The organism is Clostridium sp. AM33-3 (assembly GCF_003480315.1).
Classification (GTDB): Bacteria; Bacillota; Clostridia; order Lachnospirales; family Lachnospiraceae; genus Brotaphodocola.
The window spans coordinates 13,014-31,310 of sequence record NZ_QUIV01000013.1; the positions used below are offsets into that span (position 1 = coordinate 13,014).

The window sequence follows — 18,297 nt, forward strand, 5'->3', positions numbered from 1 at the left end:
TCAGATTGAGAATGTCAGGTGCTTTTCTTTTTTTCAAGGAGGGATAGATTTGAATGTATTTGAAGCTGTGAAGCAGTCCGTCACAACAAGACAGGCTGCGGAGCATTATGGAATCCATGTAGGTCGGAACGGGATGGCTTGCTGCCCGTTCCATAACGATAAAACCCCAAGCATGAAGCTGGATCGGCGTTACCACTGCTTCGGCTGCGGTGCTGATGGGGATGTGATTGATTTTACCGCCGCCCTGTATGGGCTGGGAAAGAAAGAAGCCGCCGTACAACTGGCACAGGACTTCGGGCTTTCCTATGAGGACTGGAAACCGCCGGGAAAGGCAAAAAAGCCCAAGCCCCGGCAGAAATCCCCGGAGGAACAGTTTCAGGAAGCAAAAAACCGTTGCTTCCGTATCCTTGCCGATTATCTCCACCTGCTCCGGGCATGGAGAAAGGAATATGCCCCGCACTCCCCGGAGGAAGCCTTTCATCCCCGGTTTGTGGAAGCCTTACAGAAGCAAGACCAAGTGGAATATCTGCTGGATGTGCTGCTCTTTGGGGAAACGGAGGAAAAAGCGGCTTTGATTACGGACTACGGAAAGGATGTGATACAGCTTGAACAGCGAATGGCAGAACTTGCAGCCGCAGCAAGAACTAAAAAACACCATGAACGCCATGCAACCGCCCCAGAGCATTGAGGAAATCAAGGCGGGGCTGGAAACCACCGAGAAAGGCGGTGTCCGTCAGAGCATACGGAACTGCCTGACCGTATTCCAGCGTGACCCGCTGCTTTCCGGGGCTATCGCATACAACATCCTGACTGACCGCAAGGACATCATAAAGCCCATCGGTTTTCACAGGGAAAGCACCGCCCTGAACGATACGGACATGAAGTATCTGCTTCTTTATCTGGAAGAAACCTACGGGCTTACCAATGAGAAAAAGATTGATAATGCCATCGGGATTGTGGCGAATGAAAACAAGTACCATCCCATCCGGGACTATTTAAGCGCCCTTGTGTGGGACGGTACAGAACGAATCCGTTTCTGCCTGCGGCACTTTCTGGGGGCTGACGCAGACGATTACACCTATGAAGCGTTGAAGCTGTTCCTGCTGGGTGCAATCTCACGAGCCTTTCAGCCGGGGTGCAAGTTTGAAATCATGCTTTGTCTGGTAGGCGGTCAGGGGGCTGGAAAGTCCACATTCTTCCGTCTGCTGGCAGTCCGGGACGAGTGGTTCTCCGATGATTTGCGGAAGTTGGACGATGACAATGTGTACCGCAAGCTGCAAGGTCACTGGATTATCGAAATGTCGGAAATGATGGCAACCGCCAACGCCAAGAGCATTGAGGAAATCAAGTCATTTTTAAGCCGGCAGAAAGAGGTTTACAAGATACCCTATGAAACCCACCCGGCAGACCGCCCCCGTCAGTGCGTGTTTGGCGGCACTTCCAATGCCCTTGACTTCCTGCCCCTTGACCGTTCCGGCAACCGCCGCTTTATCCCCGTCATGGTGTACCCGGAGCAAGCCGAGGTTCACATTTTGGAGGACGAAGCTGCTTCCAGAGCCTATATCGAGCAGATGTGGGCGGAAGCGATGGAGATTTACCGAAGCGGCAGGTTCAAGCTGGCTTTCAGCCCCGCCATGCAGCGGTATCTCAAAGAACACCAGCGGGATTTTATGCCGGAGGACACCAAAGCCGGGATGATACAGGCGTATCTTGATAAGTACACCGGGAGCATGGTCTGTTCCAAGCAGCTCTACAAGGAAGCCTTAAACCATGCCTTTGACGAGCCGAAGCAATGGGAAATCCGGGAAATCAACGAGATTATGAACCAGTGCATTTCTGGCTGGCGGTACTTCCCGAACCCAAGAATGTTTTCCGAATATGGCAGACAAAAGGGCTGGGAGCGTGAAAACCCGGCAACGGACTCCGGCAACCCGTCTGAAAAAACGATGGATGGTTTTGTGGAGGTCACAGAACAGATGGAGCTTCCATTCTGAAAATGACCGCCCGTTGCACCCCCTGTTGCTATCCCGTTGCCGAGCCGGTTGCCGGGGAAAACCCCTTATTTCCGGGCTTTTCTCCCTTATAACAACCAAAACAACAGAAAAATAAAAGAAAAGTATAAATAGTAACCACCGCCAGATTGAGATTGTTTGCAAGGTCTTTTGAAGCCCGTTGCCGGACTTCGTTGCCGACACCCTCTGTCTGGCTATTTTCATGTATGGAGGATAACTGCCTATGGCAAAAAACAAAACAGAGATTCATGTGACCACTGTATTTGACGGGGAACTGGACGCAACCGATGTGTTCGTCAGCCTGATTTCCCAGAAATACGGTAAGACAAACACGAAAGAATATCTTGCTAAAAAGAAAGATATGGGTTATAATGAAGATGAGGTTCAAAAGAGCCAGATACCGTCTGGATTGTGTGGGTAAATGGCTATGATGAACGAAATGGAATACAGAACAATCGGAAAGGCACTTGCCGGGAGCTATCGTGCAGCGGTCTATTGCAGGCTGTCAAAGGACGATGACCTGCAAGGCGAAAGTGCCAGTATCGCAAACCAGCGTGATATGCTGGAAAAATACTGCGAAAAGCAGGGATGGGAGGTTGTGGCGGTCTATCAGGACGATGGCTTCACAGGTCTTAATATGGAGCGTCCTGATTTACAGAGAATGTTGAGAGCCATTGAGCGCAGGCAGATCAACCTTGTCATCACGAAAGACCTCAGCCGTCTGGGGCGTAACTATCTGCAAACCGGGCATTTGATTGAGGACTTTTTCCCAAGAAACGGTGTCCGCTATATCGCCATGAATGACGGTATCGACACCCTGCGGGATAACAACGATATTGCCCCGTTCAAGAATATCCTGAACGAGATGTACAGCAAGGATATTTCCAAGAAAGTCCATTCCTCTTATCTTCTGAAAGCGCAGAAAGGACAGTTTACCGGGTGTCTTGCCCCGTTTGGGTATCGGAAAGACCCGGAGGACAAAAACCATCTGCTCATTGACGAGGAAACCGCCCCGATTGTGCGGCTGATTTTCGGATATGCCCTAAACGGTCATGGTCCGAACTATATCCGCAGACGGCTGGAGGAAGAAAAAATCCCCTGCCCCACATGGTGGAACCGGGAACGGGGGCTTCGCAATACCCGCACCAAATGGGAAAAGAAAGACCCGGAAAACGGGCGGTATATGTGGGACTTCTCCGTTATCAAAGACCTTTTGATGAATCCCGTCTACACCGGGGCGATTGCTTCCCAGAAAAAGGACTACCGTTTCAAAATCGGCACGATTGGGGAAAAGAAGCCGGAGGACTGGATTGTGGTGGAGGGACAGCATGAACCGCTGATTGACCGCATGAGCTTTGACATTGTGCAGAACAAGCTGAAATCCCGCCAGCGTCCGGGACAGACCAATGAAATCAGCCTGTTTGCCGGACTGATAAAATGCGGTGAGTGTGGGAAGTCACTGACGATACGCTACACAAACGCAAAACATCCCCAGCAGATTTACTCCTGCAAAACCTACAATGCCTTTGGAAAGAACCACTGCACCCAGCACCGGATTGATTATGACACCCTTTACAGCCATGTGCTGCGGAAAATCCGGGAATGTGCCAGAGCCGCCCTGATGGACGGGGAAGCGGTTGCCGACCGCTTGACCAATACCTGTGAAGCCGAGCAGCGGGAACAGCGGGAAGCAATGGAACGCTCCCTCACAAGGGACGAGGAACGGATTGAGGTTCTGGACAAAATGGTAATGCGGCTTTATGAGGATATGATTGCAGGGCGTATCAGTGAACAGAATTTCAACACCATGCTGGAAAAGACACAGACCGAGCAGACGGAGCTTAAAACAAAAGTGTCCGAGGGCAGAAAGCGGCTGTCCGATGAAGTCCAGCTTGCCAATGACGCAAAACAATGGGTGGAAGCCATTCAGGAATACGCCAATATCACAGAGCTGGACGCAGCCACCCTCAACCGCTTAATCAAAGAAATCGTCGTGCATGAGCGCATTGACGAAGATAAAACAAGACACATTTCTATCGAAATTCATTTTAATCTCAAACCTATCCCAGAGGTGGAACAGGTCACTGCCTGACCTGTCCCGCCGGGACGGTTCTCTTAAAAACACCATATAGATTTTTGTACGCCGCCGCCCGCCATCGAGCAGAGTTTTACACCTAATTGGGGATAAAACAGGTTAAAGCGGGCGTTGGATGCCTGCTGCCGGTAGGATTCATAACGGTTTTTTGCGCTCTGCATGGTGTCGGAAGCCGCCATCACATCAGCTGCCGTGGCCATGCCCGCGCTCTGCTTTTTCATAGCTGCCTGATAACTGCTCTGGGCCGCCTGATAGTTTTTCTCCTCGGCCTGAGCCTTGGTATTCATCTGATTATAGGTACGCATCAGGCTCTGGGCCGTCAGCACATAGCTGTCGATCGTTTTCTGGCGGCTGGTGGTCTGGGTTTTGGATTCCTGGGATTCCAGCTGTTTGGTGATCTGGGAAATAGACATGTTTAGCATGGAAGCATTCATTTTGTAGGTCGCCTTTGCCTCCGCATCATCCTCATACTTTTCCTGCATAAACTTCATGTAATCCCGCTCGTCTTCCAGAGTCTTCAGCATGTTCTCATAGGTTTCCTTATTGCTGGTGTAATTGTCCAGGGCATTTTTTAGGTTCCGGTTATTCTGCACCAGCTGTTCCAGATTATTGTAATCCACGCACGTCACAGATGTATCAGTCTGAACTGCGGTATCCAATGAATCAGACTGATCTGTCACATTGCCAGAAGCGCTTTCAGAAACATCCGCAGCAGTTTCCGCCATCACCGGAAACGCAGCGGACGGCAGCGCCAGACCGCCTGCCGCAAGAGAAAACACCAGTGCGGTCCTGACACAGGCTGAACCAAATGCACCCATGCCGTGTTCTGTCTTTTTTCGCAAACTCCGCAGGCACATACGCTTCTGCGGCACCTTCCTGTCTGCCTGTTTTCTCATCACACTGCGCTCCTTTCCTTACTCTGCAGATGCCAGTCCGTTCACGGCCCAGTCATAATCATTCATGGCCTGTAACAGGGACAGCTTCTGGGTCTGGGCTGTCACCTGGGCGGTGGTATAAGAAGCCTTCTGGCTCTCATAGGTATTTTTTGTAATGGTTCCCGCTGCCAGCTTCGCGTCGGCAGACTTCATGGAAACCTCCTGCAGCGCCAGAGCCGACTGGGCCTGCTCATAGCTTGACTGGGCCAGAAGCAGGGAATCATAGGCAGATTTCACACTGTTGGAGATGGTCTCCCTCTGATTCTTTTCCGTCTCGCTCAGCTTCTCCTTTACGCTGTCTGTTCTGGCGTTGGTGAGTTGCTTTTTCGTCAGGCGGTAGGCGTAGCTGTTCTCCAGAGCTGTCTGGATATCTGCGTTCACATCAATGGCCGCGATCTTACTCTGGTCCGGCTCTGCAAGCTCCGCGATCTCCACATCCGCGCCGTAGCCCCAGCCTAACATCAGACACAGGCTCTCCTTTGTGGAGGCCAGATTGCTCTCGGCAGTCACCAGCGCTGCCTCCGCATTGGAGACGGACTCCTTTGCACTTAAAACCTTGGACTGGGTAGACATACCCGCTGCCAGGCGGTTCTGCTCAGACTGGTACGAAAGCTTCGCCTGCTCAATGCGGACCTTCTGGCCATCCAGGTTATAGTACTGGGTCCAGTAGGTGAGCATAAGCCCCTGTGCCTGCTTGGCCAGCTTCGCCTCGGACTGATCGTACTGGAGCCGCATGGTTGCCTGGTCATCGGTATTTTCATCGCCCTGTTCCATTAAGCTCTTTGCCTGCTGCTCATTGCGCAATGCCGCTGCCACACCACTTCCGTAGTTCGCGTCATCGGAATCCGGGTAATTGATGTTCGAATAGATTTCATTGGCCTTATCGTAATAATCCTGGGCCACATCATCCCGGTTCTTGGTCAGATAATCCTTGTAGCTGATCTCGTTCTGGACCACAGTCGGATTGTACTCATGAACCAGATCTGAAATCTCATCAAACTCCAGCTTATTATCGCGGAGTGTCGCCCATTTTTCTGCTGAATAAGCAAATTCCGGGCTTCTCTGGGCAAATGCCTGAAATGGCATTGCCGTAATGACGCCGGCGGCAAGCACTGCGCCTGCCAACCGTTTTGCACGTTTCCGGACCATTTTTCATCTCCTCCTCATTAAATATCCAGAACCTTCAATTCCTTCCTGCCATTTATCAGAGCGTAATAAACCGGCAGGATAAACAGCGCTACCAGCACACCGACACTCAGTCCTCCAATGTTTACCACCGCAAGGCCCTGCGTGGTAGAACCGCTGCTTCCAAAGGCCATCGCCATCGGCAGCATGGAAAGAATCGTGGTCAAACTTGTCATCATGATCGGACGCATACGAGTGGCACCGGCCTCGATCAGCGCTTTCTTCAGCGGCATCTCCATACGGTACTGATTGACCGTATCTACATAGAGGATACCATTGTTTACGACGGTACCAACCAGGATCAGAAATCCCAGAATGGAGGTCATGGACATGCTGACTCCGGTCAGCTTCAGAAGTCCAAAGGAACCAACCAGGCTGAACGGGATGGTGGTCATAACCATGAAGGAGAACTTCGGGGACTCGAACTGCGCAGCCATGACCACAAAGATCAGGAATACTGCCACCGCAATCGCGTTGTACAGACCGGAGAACTCTTCCTGCATCATACGGTCTCTGGAGTTGGTGCCGCGGGTAATGGTTCCGGTCAGGTTCGGGCTGATAACCTCACTATCGATTTTGGTCTTCACAGCCGCACTGGAGCTGCTGTCCACATAATCTGCGGAAATGGTGATCTGATAGGACTTATCCTCCTTCTCAATGGAAGACGGACTGTCCTTATAATAGATTTCTGCCACATCGGACAGCGCCACATAGCCGCCGGACGGCTTCTTTAAAATGATGCGCTCCAGCTGCGGCACGGTCTTATACTGATCCTCCGGATACTCTGCTTTGACGCTGATCTCCTGGCCGTCCACCTTTAAGGTGGTAACCTCCTCACCGTCCAGCATCTGTTTTACCATGGTTCCGATCTGGGCTGCGGTCAGTCCTTCGGCAGAAGCAGCAACCGGGTCTACCTTAACGGCAACAACCGGCGCGGTATTCTCAATACTGGAGTGGACGTTCTTCACATCATCCCTGGCAATCAGCTCACTTACAATCTCATTGCTGACCTCCTGCAGCTCATCGTACTGGGTTCCCTTTAAGATGGCCTCGTAGCCTCGGCTCCGTCCCATCATGCTCATGGAGGTGGAGGCCTCTACCGTAATGGTACAGTTTTCCAGGTCTGCCATCTCATTCTCCCACTGGCTTACCACCTCATCAGTAGACATCTTCCGGTCATCCTTTAAATAAGCGGTAATGGTTCCTTTATCATTGTTGTAACGCAGCATATAGGATTCCACATCCTCATGAGCTGCCACGATGGATTCTGCCTCTGCCAGGATTGCGTCTGCCTGTTCGGTAATCAGGCCCGGGCGGGTCTCAATGCTGACGCTGACGGTACCGGTATCATCGGCAGTCATCAGCTCAGTCTGCATGCCGCTTGCCAGGAACACCGTTGCTACAATGATGCCGACGGAAGCCAGCATAACGATGGCCTTGTGTTTCAGAAGAGTCGGCATAATCTTGCGGTATCCATCCTGTAAGAAGGTCAGCGGACGGCTAGCCGGTGCGGATGACCGCTCCTTCGGCTTATACATCATATAGCACAGCGGCACGATGGCGATTGCAGAAAGCAGGGACGCACACATACAGAATACGATGGTGTAGCCCATGGCTCCGAACATCTGGCCGCTCATACCGTTCAAGAATACCAGTGGGATAAATACAACACAGGTGGTTACCGTGGAGCCAAAGATGGAAGCCACCACAATATTGGTTCCCTCCAAGGCCGCCTTTGCGTAGCTCAGCGCGCCCTTGTCCTGCTGCTTATCCATGGCCCTAAAGCAGCTCTCCAGCACTACGATGGAGTTATCTACCATCATGCCGACACCGAGGACCAGACCGCTCATGGTAATGATGTTCAGCGTAAATCCCGCCCGCGTCATAACGATCAGGGACATCAGGATAGAGGTCGGGATAGAGCTTCCGACGATCATGGATGCCTTGAAATCTCCGAAAAACAGGAAAATGATGATCATGGAAATAACGACCGCCATCACCATGGTCTCTGCTACATCCTTTAAGGAGTCCTGGATGGAGTCTGCCTCATCTCTTGCTACGGTGATGGTCAGGTCATCATCATCATTCTGCAGGCTTTTGATGACCTTCTGCACCTGCTTGGACAAATCCATGGCGGTGCTGCTCTGCTGCTTGGTCAGGGAAATGGAGATGGTCTCTTCACCATTGTAACGGGAGACGCCGCCCTTCTGCTCCTCCGCGTAGGAAACCACTGCGATATCTTCCAGGTAAATGATCTTGTTTCCGGATACCGTGATCGGCATTTCCAGCAGCTCATCCAGCGTGTCATGCTGCGTTAACGTAGACACGGATAAGTCCAGGTTGCCGGACTCTGCGCTTCCGGACGGATAGGACAGGTTGGCTGCCGACATGGCGGACTTGATATCGCTGATGCTCACATTGTACTGATCCATCATATCGGACATCAGTTCAATTTTGATATACTCAGAGGAACCGCCCATCGTGGATACCTCTGCCACGGTGCTGAGCTTTTCCAGCTCCGACACAATCTTCTGATCTACATAGTCATAGAGATTTTCCTGGGACGGATTCGCAATGGTAAGCATCATGCTGGCCTGCGCATTCTTGTTCATCTCCATGACTGTCGGCTCTACATCGTCCGGCAGGTCACGGATGCTGTTTAAGCTCTTGGTTAAGTCGCTGTAGGCCTCATCCATATCGGTATCGTAATCATACTCCAGCATGATCATGGAACGGCCCTCACTGGTGGTGGAGCTCATACTCTTCACACCCTCCAGCGTGCTGACCTGATCCTCGATCAGCTGCGTTACCAGCTCATCCATATCCTCCGGGCTGGCGCCGGAATAGTTTGCCATAATGATCATCATCGGCTGATCCATATCCGGCATCTGCTCCAGTGTTGCGTTAAACACCGAAGAAATACCAAACACGATCAGGCATAAGAGCGCCATCAGCACAGTGACCGGACGCTTCAGTACAAATCTGGTAATTCCCATTTATGTCTGCCTCCTTACTGTGCTTTCGGTGCTGCGTTTCCGTTCTGTGCGCCGCCAGCTGCCGGTACGCCCTGCGGTGCCTTGCTGTCTGCACCCTGACCGTCACCTGCCGGGGTCTGACCGCCTGCACCCTGTGCATCACCTGTCGGAGCACCGTTCTGTCCCTCGCCGCTGCCAGCTGCCGCATCTGCTGCCTCAGCATCGGATTTCAGGCGGATATCCGCACCCTCGTACAGATTGGAGCTCCAGGTGCTGACTACCATATCATCGGCCTTTATACCGGAAAGGATCTGCGCGTTCTCGGAATCATAAAGGCCAATCTCCACGGAAGCCATCTTCGCCTTGCCATCTTCATATAAGTAGACATAGCCCTTGCCGCCACTGTAGTAGATGGCATCTACCGGAACCAGCATCACATTCTCGGCGCGCCCGGTCACCAACGTGATCTTCACGGTACTTCCGATGGCGATCTCATCGCTGCTCTCCATATCCCCCTTTACCTTGAACAGGCCATTGCTCTCATCGACCATATTGCTGATCTCGGTGATGTTTCCGGTATAGGTATTTCCGTTTTTGGAAATCTCGAGCTCATCTCCGGTCTTTAAATTCTGTACCATACGCTGGGTCGCATAAAAGGTGATGCTGTTCTGACCCTCGCCCGCAATGACACAGAGCTGTGCAGACTGGTTGACGCGGTCATACACATCCACGTCCACACTCTCCACGCGGCCTGCGATCGGTGCGGTGATGGTGCTGTACTCCACCTGCTTATCGTACTGAAGCTTGGCAGATTCATACTGGAGCTGCGCGGATTTCAGACTATTCTGATACTGCTCGTACTCCTGGTCAGACAGATCGCCGCTGTCGTAAAGGATCTGCATTCTGCTTAAGTTACTCTGGGCCTGGGACAGATTGACCTGGGCGGAATCCATGCTGTTCCTTGCAGACTCCACCTGCTCGGTGTTGATCTCCATCAGCACCTGTCCCTGGCTGACCATATCACCGGCCCTGACATTCACGGCAGTCACATCACCGCCGGCCTTGGCGTACACATACACCACATCGGCTGCCTCAACCGTACCGGTCAGGCTGGAGGTTACGGAAACATCTCCCGTGGTCGGATTTGCCGCATTTACCACCGTTACCGTGGATTCCTGCATCATTCCGCCGGGACCTCCCATGCCTCCGGGACCTCCCTGACCGCCTTTTGTGCCCTTCCCTGTAAGGAAAAATGCTGCGCCTGCAAGAATGATCACTGCCGCGCCTGCTCCTGCCATGATTTTTTTCTTCTTATCCATCTTACACTCCTTCACCTTCTATGTTTCCTGTTACGTTACATGCGACTGTCCCGCAGGATCACCACCAGCACGATCATGCCTGCCACCAGAAAGCTCCATCCGGCAATATAAACCAGATGCAGGTTTTCTGTGATGCGCACCGCAGCGATTCCTGTTTTCTCCAGAAAGGAGGCTGCCGCCAGAATCCAGACTCCGGGATGATACAGCAGCGTAAAGGTCTTAAAAAACTCGGACCGCTCTGCCTCAGGCCGGAAACAGAACATCCCGGCTGACATGCCAAGGCCTCCCACGACCAGATAACACAACGCGCTGAGCATGGCCTTCACCGGAAAGGTATCAAACATTCTTTCTCCGGTCCCCAATAGCAAAATCAGGACCAGACAGATGCCCGCATACCCAAACAGTTCCTTTTTTAATATTCCGTGATCCGGTGGTCTTGCTGAAGATTTCTGGTTCATAAGGCACTCCTTTCCGCACACATTCTGACATGCTACAAAGCTTAAATAAGAAATGTGAGAAAAGTGTGAGAAAATCCGCATAATTCTGTGAGGAAAGTTTCAGAAGCCGGGAAAAGATGTTATAATCCCAGAAGAACGTAGAAGGGAGAAAGTTCCATGCCGCACATTCTTATCACCGATGATGATCCGCACCTGCGCCGCCTGGTGCGTACCTATGCAGAACTGGAAGGCTTCGAATGCACAGAGGCCGGAGAAGGAGCCGCCGCGGTCACTGCTTTAAAGCAAAGTACCTTTGACCTGGTGCTTTTGGATGTCATGATGCCGGGACCGGACGGCTTTGAAACCCTCGAAGCCATCCGCGGCTTCAGCCAGGTACCGGTCATCATGCTGACCGCTCGAAATGAAGAATATGATAAATTAAACGGATTCCGGCTCGGCGTCGATGACTATGTTGCAAAGCCATTCAGTCCCAAAGAGCTGATGGCCCGCATCGGAGCCGTGCTGCGCCGCACCCAGGTCCATACATCAGCACCTGTCACAAAAGAGCTTGCCTTTGGCGGACTTTCCATTTTCCCGGATTCCCGGATCGTCACATTAGACGAAAAGAAGATCTCTCTGCCGCCCAAGGAATTTGACCTGCTCTACAAGCTGGCACAGAACGAACATATCGTCCTGAGCCGCGACAAACTGCTGGAGACCGTATGGGGGTACCGGTACTGCGGGGATGCCCGCACCGTGGACACACACATCAAGTCCCTGCGGGAACACATCGGCCCTTACCGGAAGCTGATCCAGACTGTATGGGGAGTGGGGTATAAATTTGAAAAAACAGAGGAAAATTAGACTTTCTGCCCTGAAAAACCGGATGGTGTTCCGGCTCTGGGCCTTTATGATGATCCCGGTCATGTTCGGGATCGGCTTTATGTGGGTAGTACAGATTTTTCTGTTTGAACAGAATTACGCGAATGCCGCCGTTAACGAAGCTCTGAACCGGCTTTCCCCGGTCATGGAGGATTTGCGTACCCGCGATATCGGAGAGGATGAAAAGCTCTTATCCTTTATCAGCCACATCGGCGGAGAGCTGCTCCTGGTCTCTGAGGACGGCACCCTCATTAAAATGTACTCTTCCGGACATCTGGTGCAGCCACAGGAATGGGAGCGTAAACTCAACGATCCGGAGATGACCCGCCAGAAACCTGATTTCAGGGAGTTGCTGGCCGGCCGCCCCTACCGGCACATTGAGCGGATGCACGGAAAGATCATCGGCTATGAGCTTGGTTTCCCGGTCACCTGCAACGGAGAACATAACTATCTGATCCTGCGCAACGCCCTGATGACCCGGGCCGTTTTAAACCTGAACCGTTCCCAGCTCATCATTCTGAGCATTCTTCTGACCGGCATCGCATCGGTACTGGCTGCAGTCCTGTCCAGACAGTTTTCCCGTCCCATCTTTCAGATCAAAAGTGCGGTGGACAAGCTGACCGAAAACGACTTTTCCATCGACCCGGATCTGGAACGCCAGGACGAGCTCGGGCAGCTGTCCCAATCCGTCGGGCAGCTGCGGCTGGCCTTACAGCGGCTGGATATTCTGCGCCGGGAGGTCATCGCCAACGTCTCCCATGAGCTGCGCTCCCCGTTAGCTCTCATCACCGGCTATGCGGAGATGGTGCGGGACATCACCTGGAAAGATGACGAGCTGCGCAATGAAAATCTGAATCTCATCATCAGCGAGTCCAACCGCATGAGCGAGATGGTAAACGACATTCTCGACTATTCCCAGTTTTCCGCCGGCTACAGCAGCTTAAAGAAGGAATGGTGCGATTTACGGGATATCGTAACAGCCGAGCTGACCCGCTGCAGACAGGCAGCTGCCGAGCATGGCATCACGCTGACACTGCTGGTGACAGAGGAAACCTCTGACCGCAGGTCATCTGCTTCGGCTGCTGATGTGCAATCCTCCCGGCCGTTTTTCTTTGAGGTCGATGCCCTGAAAATGAGCCAGGTCATGCGCAACCTGCTAAACAATGCCATCAACCACACACCGGAAAATCAGGAAATCCGGATCTGTCTGACTCCGCAGCCGGCTGCGCGTTTTCAGGAGCTTGCCGGCGCACCGATTCTGACTGGCAATACAGCTTCCTTCACCGGCGACACATCGGCAGAAGCAGCTTTTTCCGTTTCCTGCTGCCTTGTCGAGGTCATCAATCCCGGTGATCCGATTCCCGAAGAGGACCGTGCTATCATCTGGGAGCGCTACCAGCGCAGCCAGCACCAGAACGGGCGCAGGCTCGGGACCGGCATCGGACTTTCCATTGTCAGCACGATCCTAAAGGCACATCAGATGCCGTACGGAGTGGACTGCCAAAATGGTTATAATGATTTCTGGTTTTTGTGCCGTTGAATGATTTCTTTCATGAAACGGTCTGCCGCATCCACAGCCTCCGGTGTCCAGAACTCGGAACCGCCGTGGTCCGCGCCGTCCACCAGATACAACGTTGCTTCTTTTCCGCATTCCTTTAACTTCTTATATAAACGCACACTCTGATAGGGACTCACCTTGCGGTCCTTGGTTCCGTGCATGATCCACACAGGCGGGAGCTTAGTCTCCGGGCGGATATAAGTCACAGCCGTTGCCCGGGCTGCAAGCTCCGGATGCTCTCTTAAGTTTGCTCCCACCTCCATGCCTTCCGGGCTGGTCTCCAGATGATGCTCCAATGTATCCGGGAAATCATCCATCTCTGTCATGCTTACCGCACCGTAGTAATCCAGGATTCCCATGACATCTGCAGATACTCCCGGATATACGGAGGCATCCAGCCACGGCTCCTGATCTGCCAGAGCTGCAAACACGGCGGTATGGCCGCCTGAGGAACAGCCGCCCAGGAAAAAGTTTTCCCCGTCCAGATGGTAATCTGCCGCATGCAGGCGCATAAAGCGGACTGCATTTCTGGCATCCTGAATCGGTGCCGGAAAATGGGCAATTCCGGAATGACGATACTGCACCACAGCTACCACATATCCGCGGGCAGCCAGTCTCGCATAATGCGGGCAGCTCTTATACACATCCTGTACGCCCCAGGCAGACCCCTGCACAAACACAAAACATGGATGAAGCTTTTCCGGCTCGTTTCTGGTATATGGCTCCAGAATCTGAAGCACCAGCGTATGACCGTCCACTTCTGCATACGGAATATCATGCCAATGGTAAACTCCCGGCTCATCTCCGGTGGTCGGGATATGGATTGCCCCTTCCACCTCTTCGGTCAGTCCCGGATATTCCTCATATTCCCACACTTTTACTTCCATCTATTTTATTCTCCTTTCTACTGCTGCCGTCCCTGCCTATACCTGGGCCTTCAGCATCTGCATACTGGTCATACGCAGGGAATGCTCCTTCGGGATCTGTTCCTCCGGTGCTTCCAGATCAACCAGCTTCAATGCTCCAAACGGGCAGGCCTTGACGCAGGCCGGAAGCATACCTTGATGTACCCGCACATAGCAGCCGTCACATTTGATCATCTTTCCATTTTCTCCGAAGGATGGAATTCCGTACGGACAGGCCATGGCACAGCTGTGACAGCCAATACAGTTTGTGGTATCATAAACCGTAAGATTTGTCTCCGGGTCTTTCCTGAGACAGGCACTCGGACAGCCGGTGATGCAGGGCGCATCCTCACAGTGCATACAGGCTAAGGAGAGCCGGTGATAACTGACACGGTTATTCTTTTCAAGCTCCATATCGAAAATATTACGGTACGGGCGCTGTCCTTCCCTGACTTCATAATCATTCTGGTCCATACAGGCTACCGCGCAGGCACCGCAGGCCACACATTTGCTCAGATCGAGATCGATCGCGTATTTTTTCACTGCTGCACCTTCTTTCTCATTCCACAGCGCGTGGAATTGTATGCCGGGAAACCGGAATAAGGATCCACATGCGTACCAGACATCAGGGAATTGACATCTGCCTCCGAATATCCATGATAGAAAAAGACCACAGATTTTGGAACCTTATGACTCGGCATAGCCTTTACGCAGATACAGCCGCGTTCCGTATAAAGTTCCATGTCATCTCCGGCTTCAATGCCCAGTTCCTTTGCATCCTCCACAGACAGCTCCGCTGTCGGATCCGGTCTTAAGCTGCGTGCCCATTTGACCTTATGAAGACGGGAATGGATCGCATTCGGAATACGCCCGCCGGAACAGAGCTGGTACGGATAAAGCTCCGGATCTGCCTCATCAAGCGGCTCGCAGTAGGTCGGAAGCGGATCCAGGTGCCATTCCGGATGAGATGCAATGAGCTCCGAATACAGTTCAAACTTTCCGGTCGGTGTCAGAAGTCCCCGCTCCAGATGCTCACCCGGAGCAGATTTTTTTACATTCGGTACCTTAATCGGAACATCACTGTTCTTCAGTTCCTCCACGGTAATGTCAAGATCACGGAGAATGAATTCCAGGTTTTTCTCATAGCCTGCTTCCAGCTCCTCATCGCCCAGACCAAGCTTTTTTGCCAGCTCCGCGATGATCTCCGTATCGGATTTACTCTCTCCCACCCGGTCAATGGCCGGTTTCGTATACCATGCATAGCAACCTGGATAGGTTTCCAGCTCACCGCGCTCATAGGAGGTGCAGACCGGAAGAACGAGATCCGCAAGCATCGCCGTATCCGTCAGGAACAGATCGGTATCTACAAAATAATCCAGCTTCAGCAATGCCTCTTTCACATACTGGTCATCCGGCAGCATCCGGTAATTCATTCCCATAGCAAAGAGCGCCTTAACCGGATACGGTTTTTCTTCCATGATCTGTCTTGCCAGATCCACACACTGCATCTCCTTTTCCATATGATACCACAGTGGAAAACGCTCTGCTCCTACCGCCGGTTTCGCATTCTCAGGCTCTGTCACCTCTGCAAATTCTTCATCCCGGGTCACAAATCCGGCCATCTGGTGTGTAAAGCTGTGAAGTCCCGGAAGCTGACCGCCTTCCCGGTCATAATTGCCGGTCAGTGCCAGAAGCGCCATGATCGCACGATAATTCTGGAAGCCGTTTTTATGGTGGGGAATTGGGGCACTATTTTCATTGATACACATAGAGCTGCTTTCCCAAATCATCCGACAAGCCTCAAGCACCTGTTCATAAGGAACTCCGGTCAGAGCTTCGACATTACTTTCATTAAATTGCTTTACATACGCCTTATATTCTTCAAATCCATGCACATACTTCTCAATATACGCTGCATCAATCCATCCGTTTTCTATCAGGATGTTTCCCATGCACAAAGCCAGAGCGCCATCGGTTCCGGGATACGGACGAAGGTAGAGATCACAAAGGCGCTCGACCGCAGGAGTGATTTTAGGATCAACAATAATAACCTTCATGCCCTTTTCACGGCGTTTTTCAATCGCAGTTGCCTTGGCATATCCGGAAAAATACGGATTCATAGCCCAGCCTAAATACAGATCTGTATGCGCCATATCCGGACGCGCCAGCTGTCCGGACGCCGTTTTCCAGGCCATCCAGCCGGCTGTCATACAAGTACTGGATTCCGTGCCGAAATTCATGGTTCCAAAGGAATGTGCCAGGCGCCGCAGCCACGGACGGTACCACTTATTATAGCCGCCGAAAAACGCCACTGCATCTGCTCCGTATTCTGCCTTGATCCCATTTAACCGGGAAGCGATCTCATCATAGGCCTGTTCCCAGGTGATCGGTTCAAATTTTCCTTCTCCCCGCTCGCCAACCCGCTTAAGCGGAGTCAGGATCCGGTCCTCCCGGTAAGCAAACTGACGGCCGGAAAGTCCCTTCACACACATGCGCCCCTTACTCTGCGGATGCTCGTCCATCCCCTCAAGCTTGACCATTCTGCCGTCCCTGACGTATGCATTTACACCGCAGTTATTGGCCGGACTGCAGATTGCGCACACCGTATGGCAAACCCGGATCCCGGTTTCCTCACACGGAATTTTTGCTTTGATTAATGCTTCCAAACTATCCATGTAATTTCTCCTCAATCTCATCAATGAATGCTTCCGACAGACCAGCCTTCTGAAGCATAGCCCTCTGGTAATCCGGAAGGACAAACTCTTCTCCCGCAAACAGCCGCAGCATATAATTTTTCACGATACCGCTGATCCGGTAATTGTCCAGGATATTGGCACCCACGATCCGTTTTCCATCCAGCACCAGGCGTACATACAGGCTGTCTTCCAGGCTTCCGTACTCCAGCACCTCCCCCGTCAGACGGTTATCACCAAAGCCGATAAAATCCATGTTCATAAAATGTGTGATATTATGCAGGATGTTTCCGTGATACGCGACACCCTGACCTGCCATGTTGGCTCCTGCCGTCTCGCCCTGTCGGTTGGCATTGGCCCAGAGACCGATGATCTGATTCTGTCCGCTCTCCAGGTTGTTTCCCTCACAGCAATCTCCGGCTGCATACACACCCGGAACTGAGGTTTCCATATGATCGTTGACCGTAATACCGCGGACGATTGCCACCTCATCCTTCACAGGATCCGTGATGGCTCTTGTGCCAATGCAGAGTCCGACAATATCTGCCGGAATCCGGCTTCCATCTGTCAGTACGGCGATTTTCTGCCCATCCTCCTGCTCCATGTGGTCGATCGTTGCTCCGAATTTCAGATGAACGCCCTGAGCCTCCACCCGCTTTTCAATCTCCGCGGACACCTCCGGATAAGCTGCCAGCGGAAAAATATGAGGTGCCAGATCTAAAAGCCAGGTTTCAATGCCAAATTTATGCAGCACCTCCACCACCTTGATTCCGGCCATGGATGCACCGATCACAACAGCATGGCGGACATTCTTCTGTTTCAGACGTTCTTTGAAGCGGATGGAATCCTCCACCGTCCGCATCAGAAAAGCATCCTCCGGATCAAGTCCCTTCACCGGCGGTGCAAACGCACGCGCACCGGTCGCGATCAGAATCCGGTCATACTGCTTTGTCTGCTGCTTCGTCTCCACCAGATGCTCTTTTGCATGTACCCGGATGACCGGCTCCTGAATCAGGTGAAACGATATCTCCTTCCGGATCTGATCCAGATCCCCAAACGGAAACAGGCCGTCAAACTCCAGCTTTCCGAACGCATAGTATGTTGTCAGCATCGGATTGTACGGTGCCCGGCTGGTATTGCTGTATACATCGATCTCCCCCTCCTGGTCACAGGCGCGGATCGCTTTAACCGCATGATAACCTGCCGTGCCGAATCCTACCACAGCATAGTTCATGTTTTTCCTCCTCTCAAATACCGAAAAAGCCACTGAAATCCAGTGACTTATCCGATTATCTTTTTTC

The 18,297-nt window shown here is 52.3% G+C and carries 16 protein-coding genes; 6 read left to right on the forward strand and 10 right to left on the reverse strand.

From position 1 onward, the window contains the following. Positions 1-49: 49 nt before the first annotated feature. On the forward strand, positions 50-688 hold the full coding sequence (locus DW819_RS09090; RefSeq protein ID WP_039865075.1) for a CHC2 zinc finger domain-containing protein: 639 nt from the start codon (positions 50-52) through the stop codon (positions 686-688). Continuing rightward, on the forward strand, positions 657-1,994 hold the full coding sequence (locus DW819_RS09095) for a virulence-associated E family protein (protein ID WP_003500111.1): 1,338 nt from the start codon (positions 657-659) through the stop codon (positions 1,992-1,994). Before DW819_RS09090 ends, DW819_RS09095 begins: the two co-directional genes overlap by 32 nt. Positions 1,995-2,022: 28 nt before the next feature. Here DW819_RS09095 and DW819_RS16135 read toward each other — a convergent pair whose 3' ends face one another. Continuing rightward, positions 2,023-2,262 carry a tweety protein gene (locus DW819_RS16135; protein WP_117524374.1) on the reverse strand — a complete coding sequence of 80 codons (240 nt, stop codon included), beginning with the start codon at positions 2,260-2,262 and terminating at the stop codon, positions 2,023-2,025. On the opposite strand from DW819_RS16135, the gene DW819_RS09105 reads away from it, so the two are divergent. After that, positions 2,236-2,433 carry a hypothetical protein gene (locus tag DW819_RS09105; RefSeq protein ID WP_109258351.1) on the forward strand — a complete coding sequence of 66 codons (198 nt, stop codon included), beginning with the start codon at positions 2,236-2,238 and terminating at the stop codon, positions 2,431-2,433. The two genes, DW819_RS16135 and DW819_RS09105, sit on opposite strands and share 27 nt — an antisense overlap. Continuing rightward, entirely contained in the window at positions 2,434-4,104 is a 1,671-nt protein-coding gene (locus tag DW819_RS09110) for a recombinase family protein (protein WP_118733010.1), read from the forward strand. It begins immediately after the preceding gene. A 23-nt stretch (positions 4,105-4,127) separates the two neighbouring features. Here the strand turns inward: DW819_RS09110 and DW819_RS09115 are convergent, their stop codons facing one another. Genes DW819_RS09115 through DW819_RS09135 form a run of 5 tightly spaced genes read right to left on the reverse strand, consistent with a single transcriptional unit; the run spans position 4,128 to position 10,979 of the window. Further along, positions 4,128-5,003 carry a hypothetical protein gene (locus DW819_RS09115; RefSeq protein ID WP_118733011.1) on the reverse strand — a complete coding sequence of 292 codons (876 nt, stop codon included), beginning with the start codon at positions 5,001-5,003 and terminating at the stop codon, positions 4,128-4,130. Positions 5,004-5,021: 18 nt separating this feature from the next. Further along, on the reverse strand, positions 5,022-6,191 hold the full coding sequence (locus tag DW819_RS09120; protein ID WP_118733012.1) for a TolC family protein: 1,170 nt from the start codon (positions 6,189-6,191) through the stop codon (positions 5,022-5,024). A 17-nt stretch (positions 6,192-6,208) separates the two neighbouring features. Beyond that, positions 6,209-9,223 (reverse strand): efflux RND transporter permease subunit, encoded by a 3,015-nt coding sequence (locus DW819_RS09125; protein ID WP_118733013.1) that lies wholly within the window; start codon positions 9,221-9,223, stop codon positions 6,209-6,211. A 14-nt stretch (positions 9,224-9,237) separates the two neighbouring features. Continuing rightward, entirely contained in the window at positions 9,238-10,521 is a 1,284-nt protein-coding gene (locus DW819_RS09130; protein WP_118733014.1) for an efflux RND transporter periplasmic adaptor subunit, read from the reverse strand. Between the two features lie 35 nt (positions 10,522-10,556). Next, positions 10,557-10,979, reverse strand: coding sequence for a hypothetical protein (locus tag DW819_RS09135; RefSeq protein WP_118733015.1), 423 nt, complete (start codon positions 10,977-10,979; stop codon positions 10,557-10,559). A 156-nt stretch (positions 10,980-11,135) separates the two neighbouring features. On the opposite strand from DW819_RS09135, the gene DW819_RS09140 reads away from it, so the two are divergent. Further along, on the forward strand, positions 11,136-11,822 hold the full coding sequence (locus DW819_RS09140) for a response regulator transcription factor (protein WP_118733016.1): 687 nt from the start codon (positions 11,136-11,138) through the stop codon (positions 11,820-11,822). Continuing rightward, the gene (locus tag DW819_RS09145) at positions 11,800-13,380 is read left to right on the forward strand and encodes a HAMP domain-containing sensor histidine kinase (protein WP_147353170.1); all 1,581 of its coding nucleotides are present in this window, start codon (positions 11,800-11,802) and stop codon (positions 13,378-13,380) included. Before DW819_RS09140 ends, DW819_RS09145 begins: the two co-directional genes overlap by 23 nt. Here DW819_RS09145 and DW819_RS09150 read toward each other — a convergent pair. From DW819_RS09150 to DW819_RS09165, 4 genes are read right to left on the reverse strand one after another with little or no spacing between them, the layout of a single operon-like run. Then, positions 13,350-14,285, reverse strand: coding sequence for an alpha/beta hydrolase (locus tag DW819_RS09150; protein WP_118733018.1), 936 nt, complete (start codon positions 14,283-14,285; stop codon positions 13,350-13,352). The two genes, DW819_RS09145 and DW819_RS09150, sit on opposite strands and share 31 nt — an antisense overlap. A gap of 36 nt (positions 14,286-14,321) precedes the next feature. Beyond that, a complete protein-coding gene (locus DW819_RS09155) occupies positions 14,322-14,846 on the reverse strand; it encodes a 4Fe-4S dicluster domain-containing protein (RefSeq protein ID WP_243025761.1) in 525 nt (174 codons plus the stop codon). Then, a complete protein-coding gene (locus tag DW819_RS09160) occupies positions 14,843-16,978 on the reverse strand; it encodes a molybdopterin-dependent oxidoreductase (RefSeq protein ID WP_118733019.1) in 2,136 nt (711 codons plus the stop codon). Before DW819_RS09160 ends, DW819_RS09155 begins: the two co-directional genes overlap by 4 nt. After that, positions 16,971-18,230, reverse strand: coding sequence for an NAD(P)/FAD-dependent oxidoreductase (locus DW819_RS09165; RefSeq protein ID WP_118733020.1), 1,260 nt, complete (start codon positions 18,228-18,230; stop codon positions 16,971-16,973). Before DW819_RS09165 ends, DW819_RS09160 begins: the two co-directional genes overlap by 8 nt. Positions 18,231-18,297 lie beyond the last annotated feature (67 nt).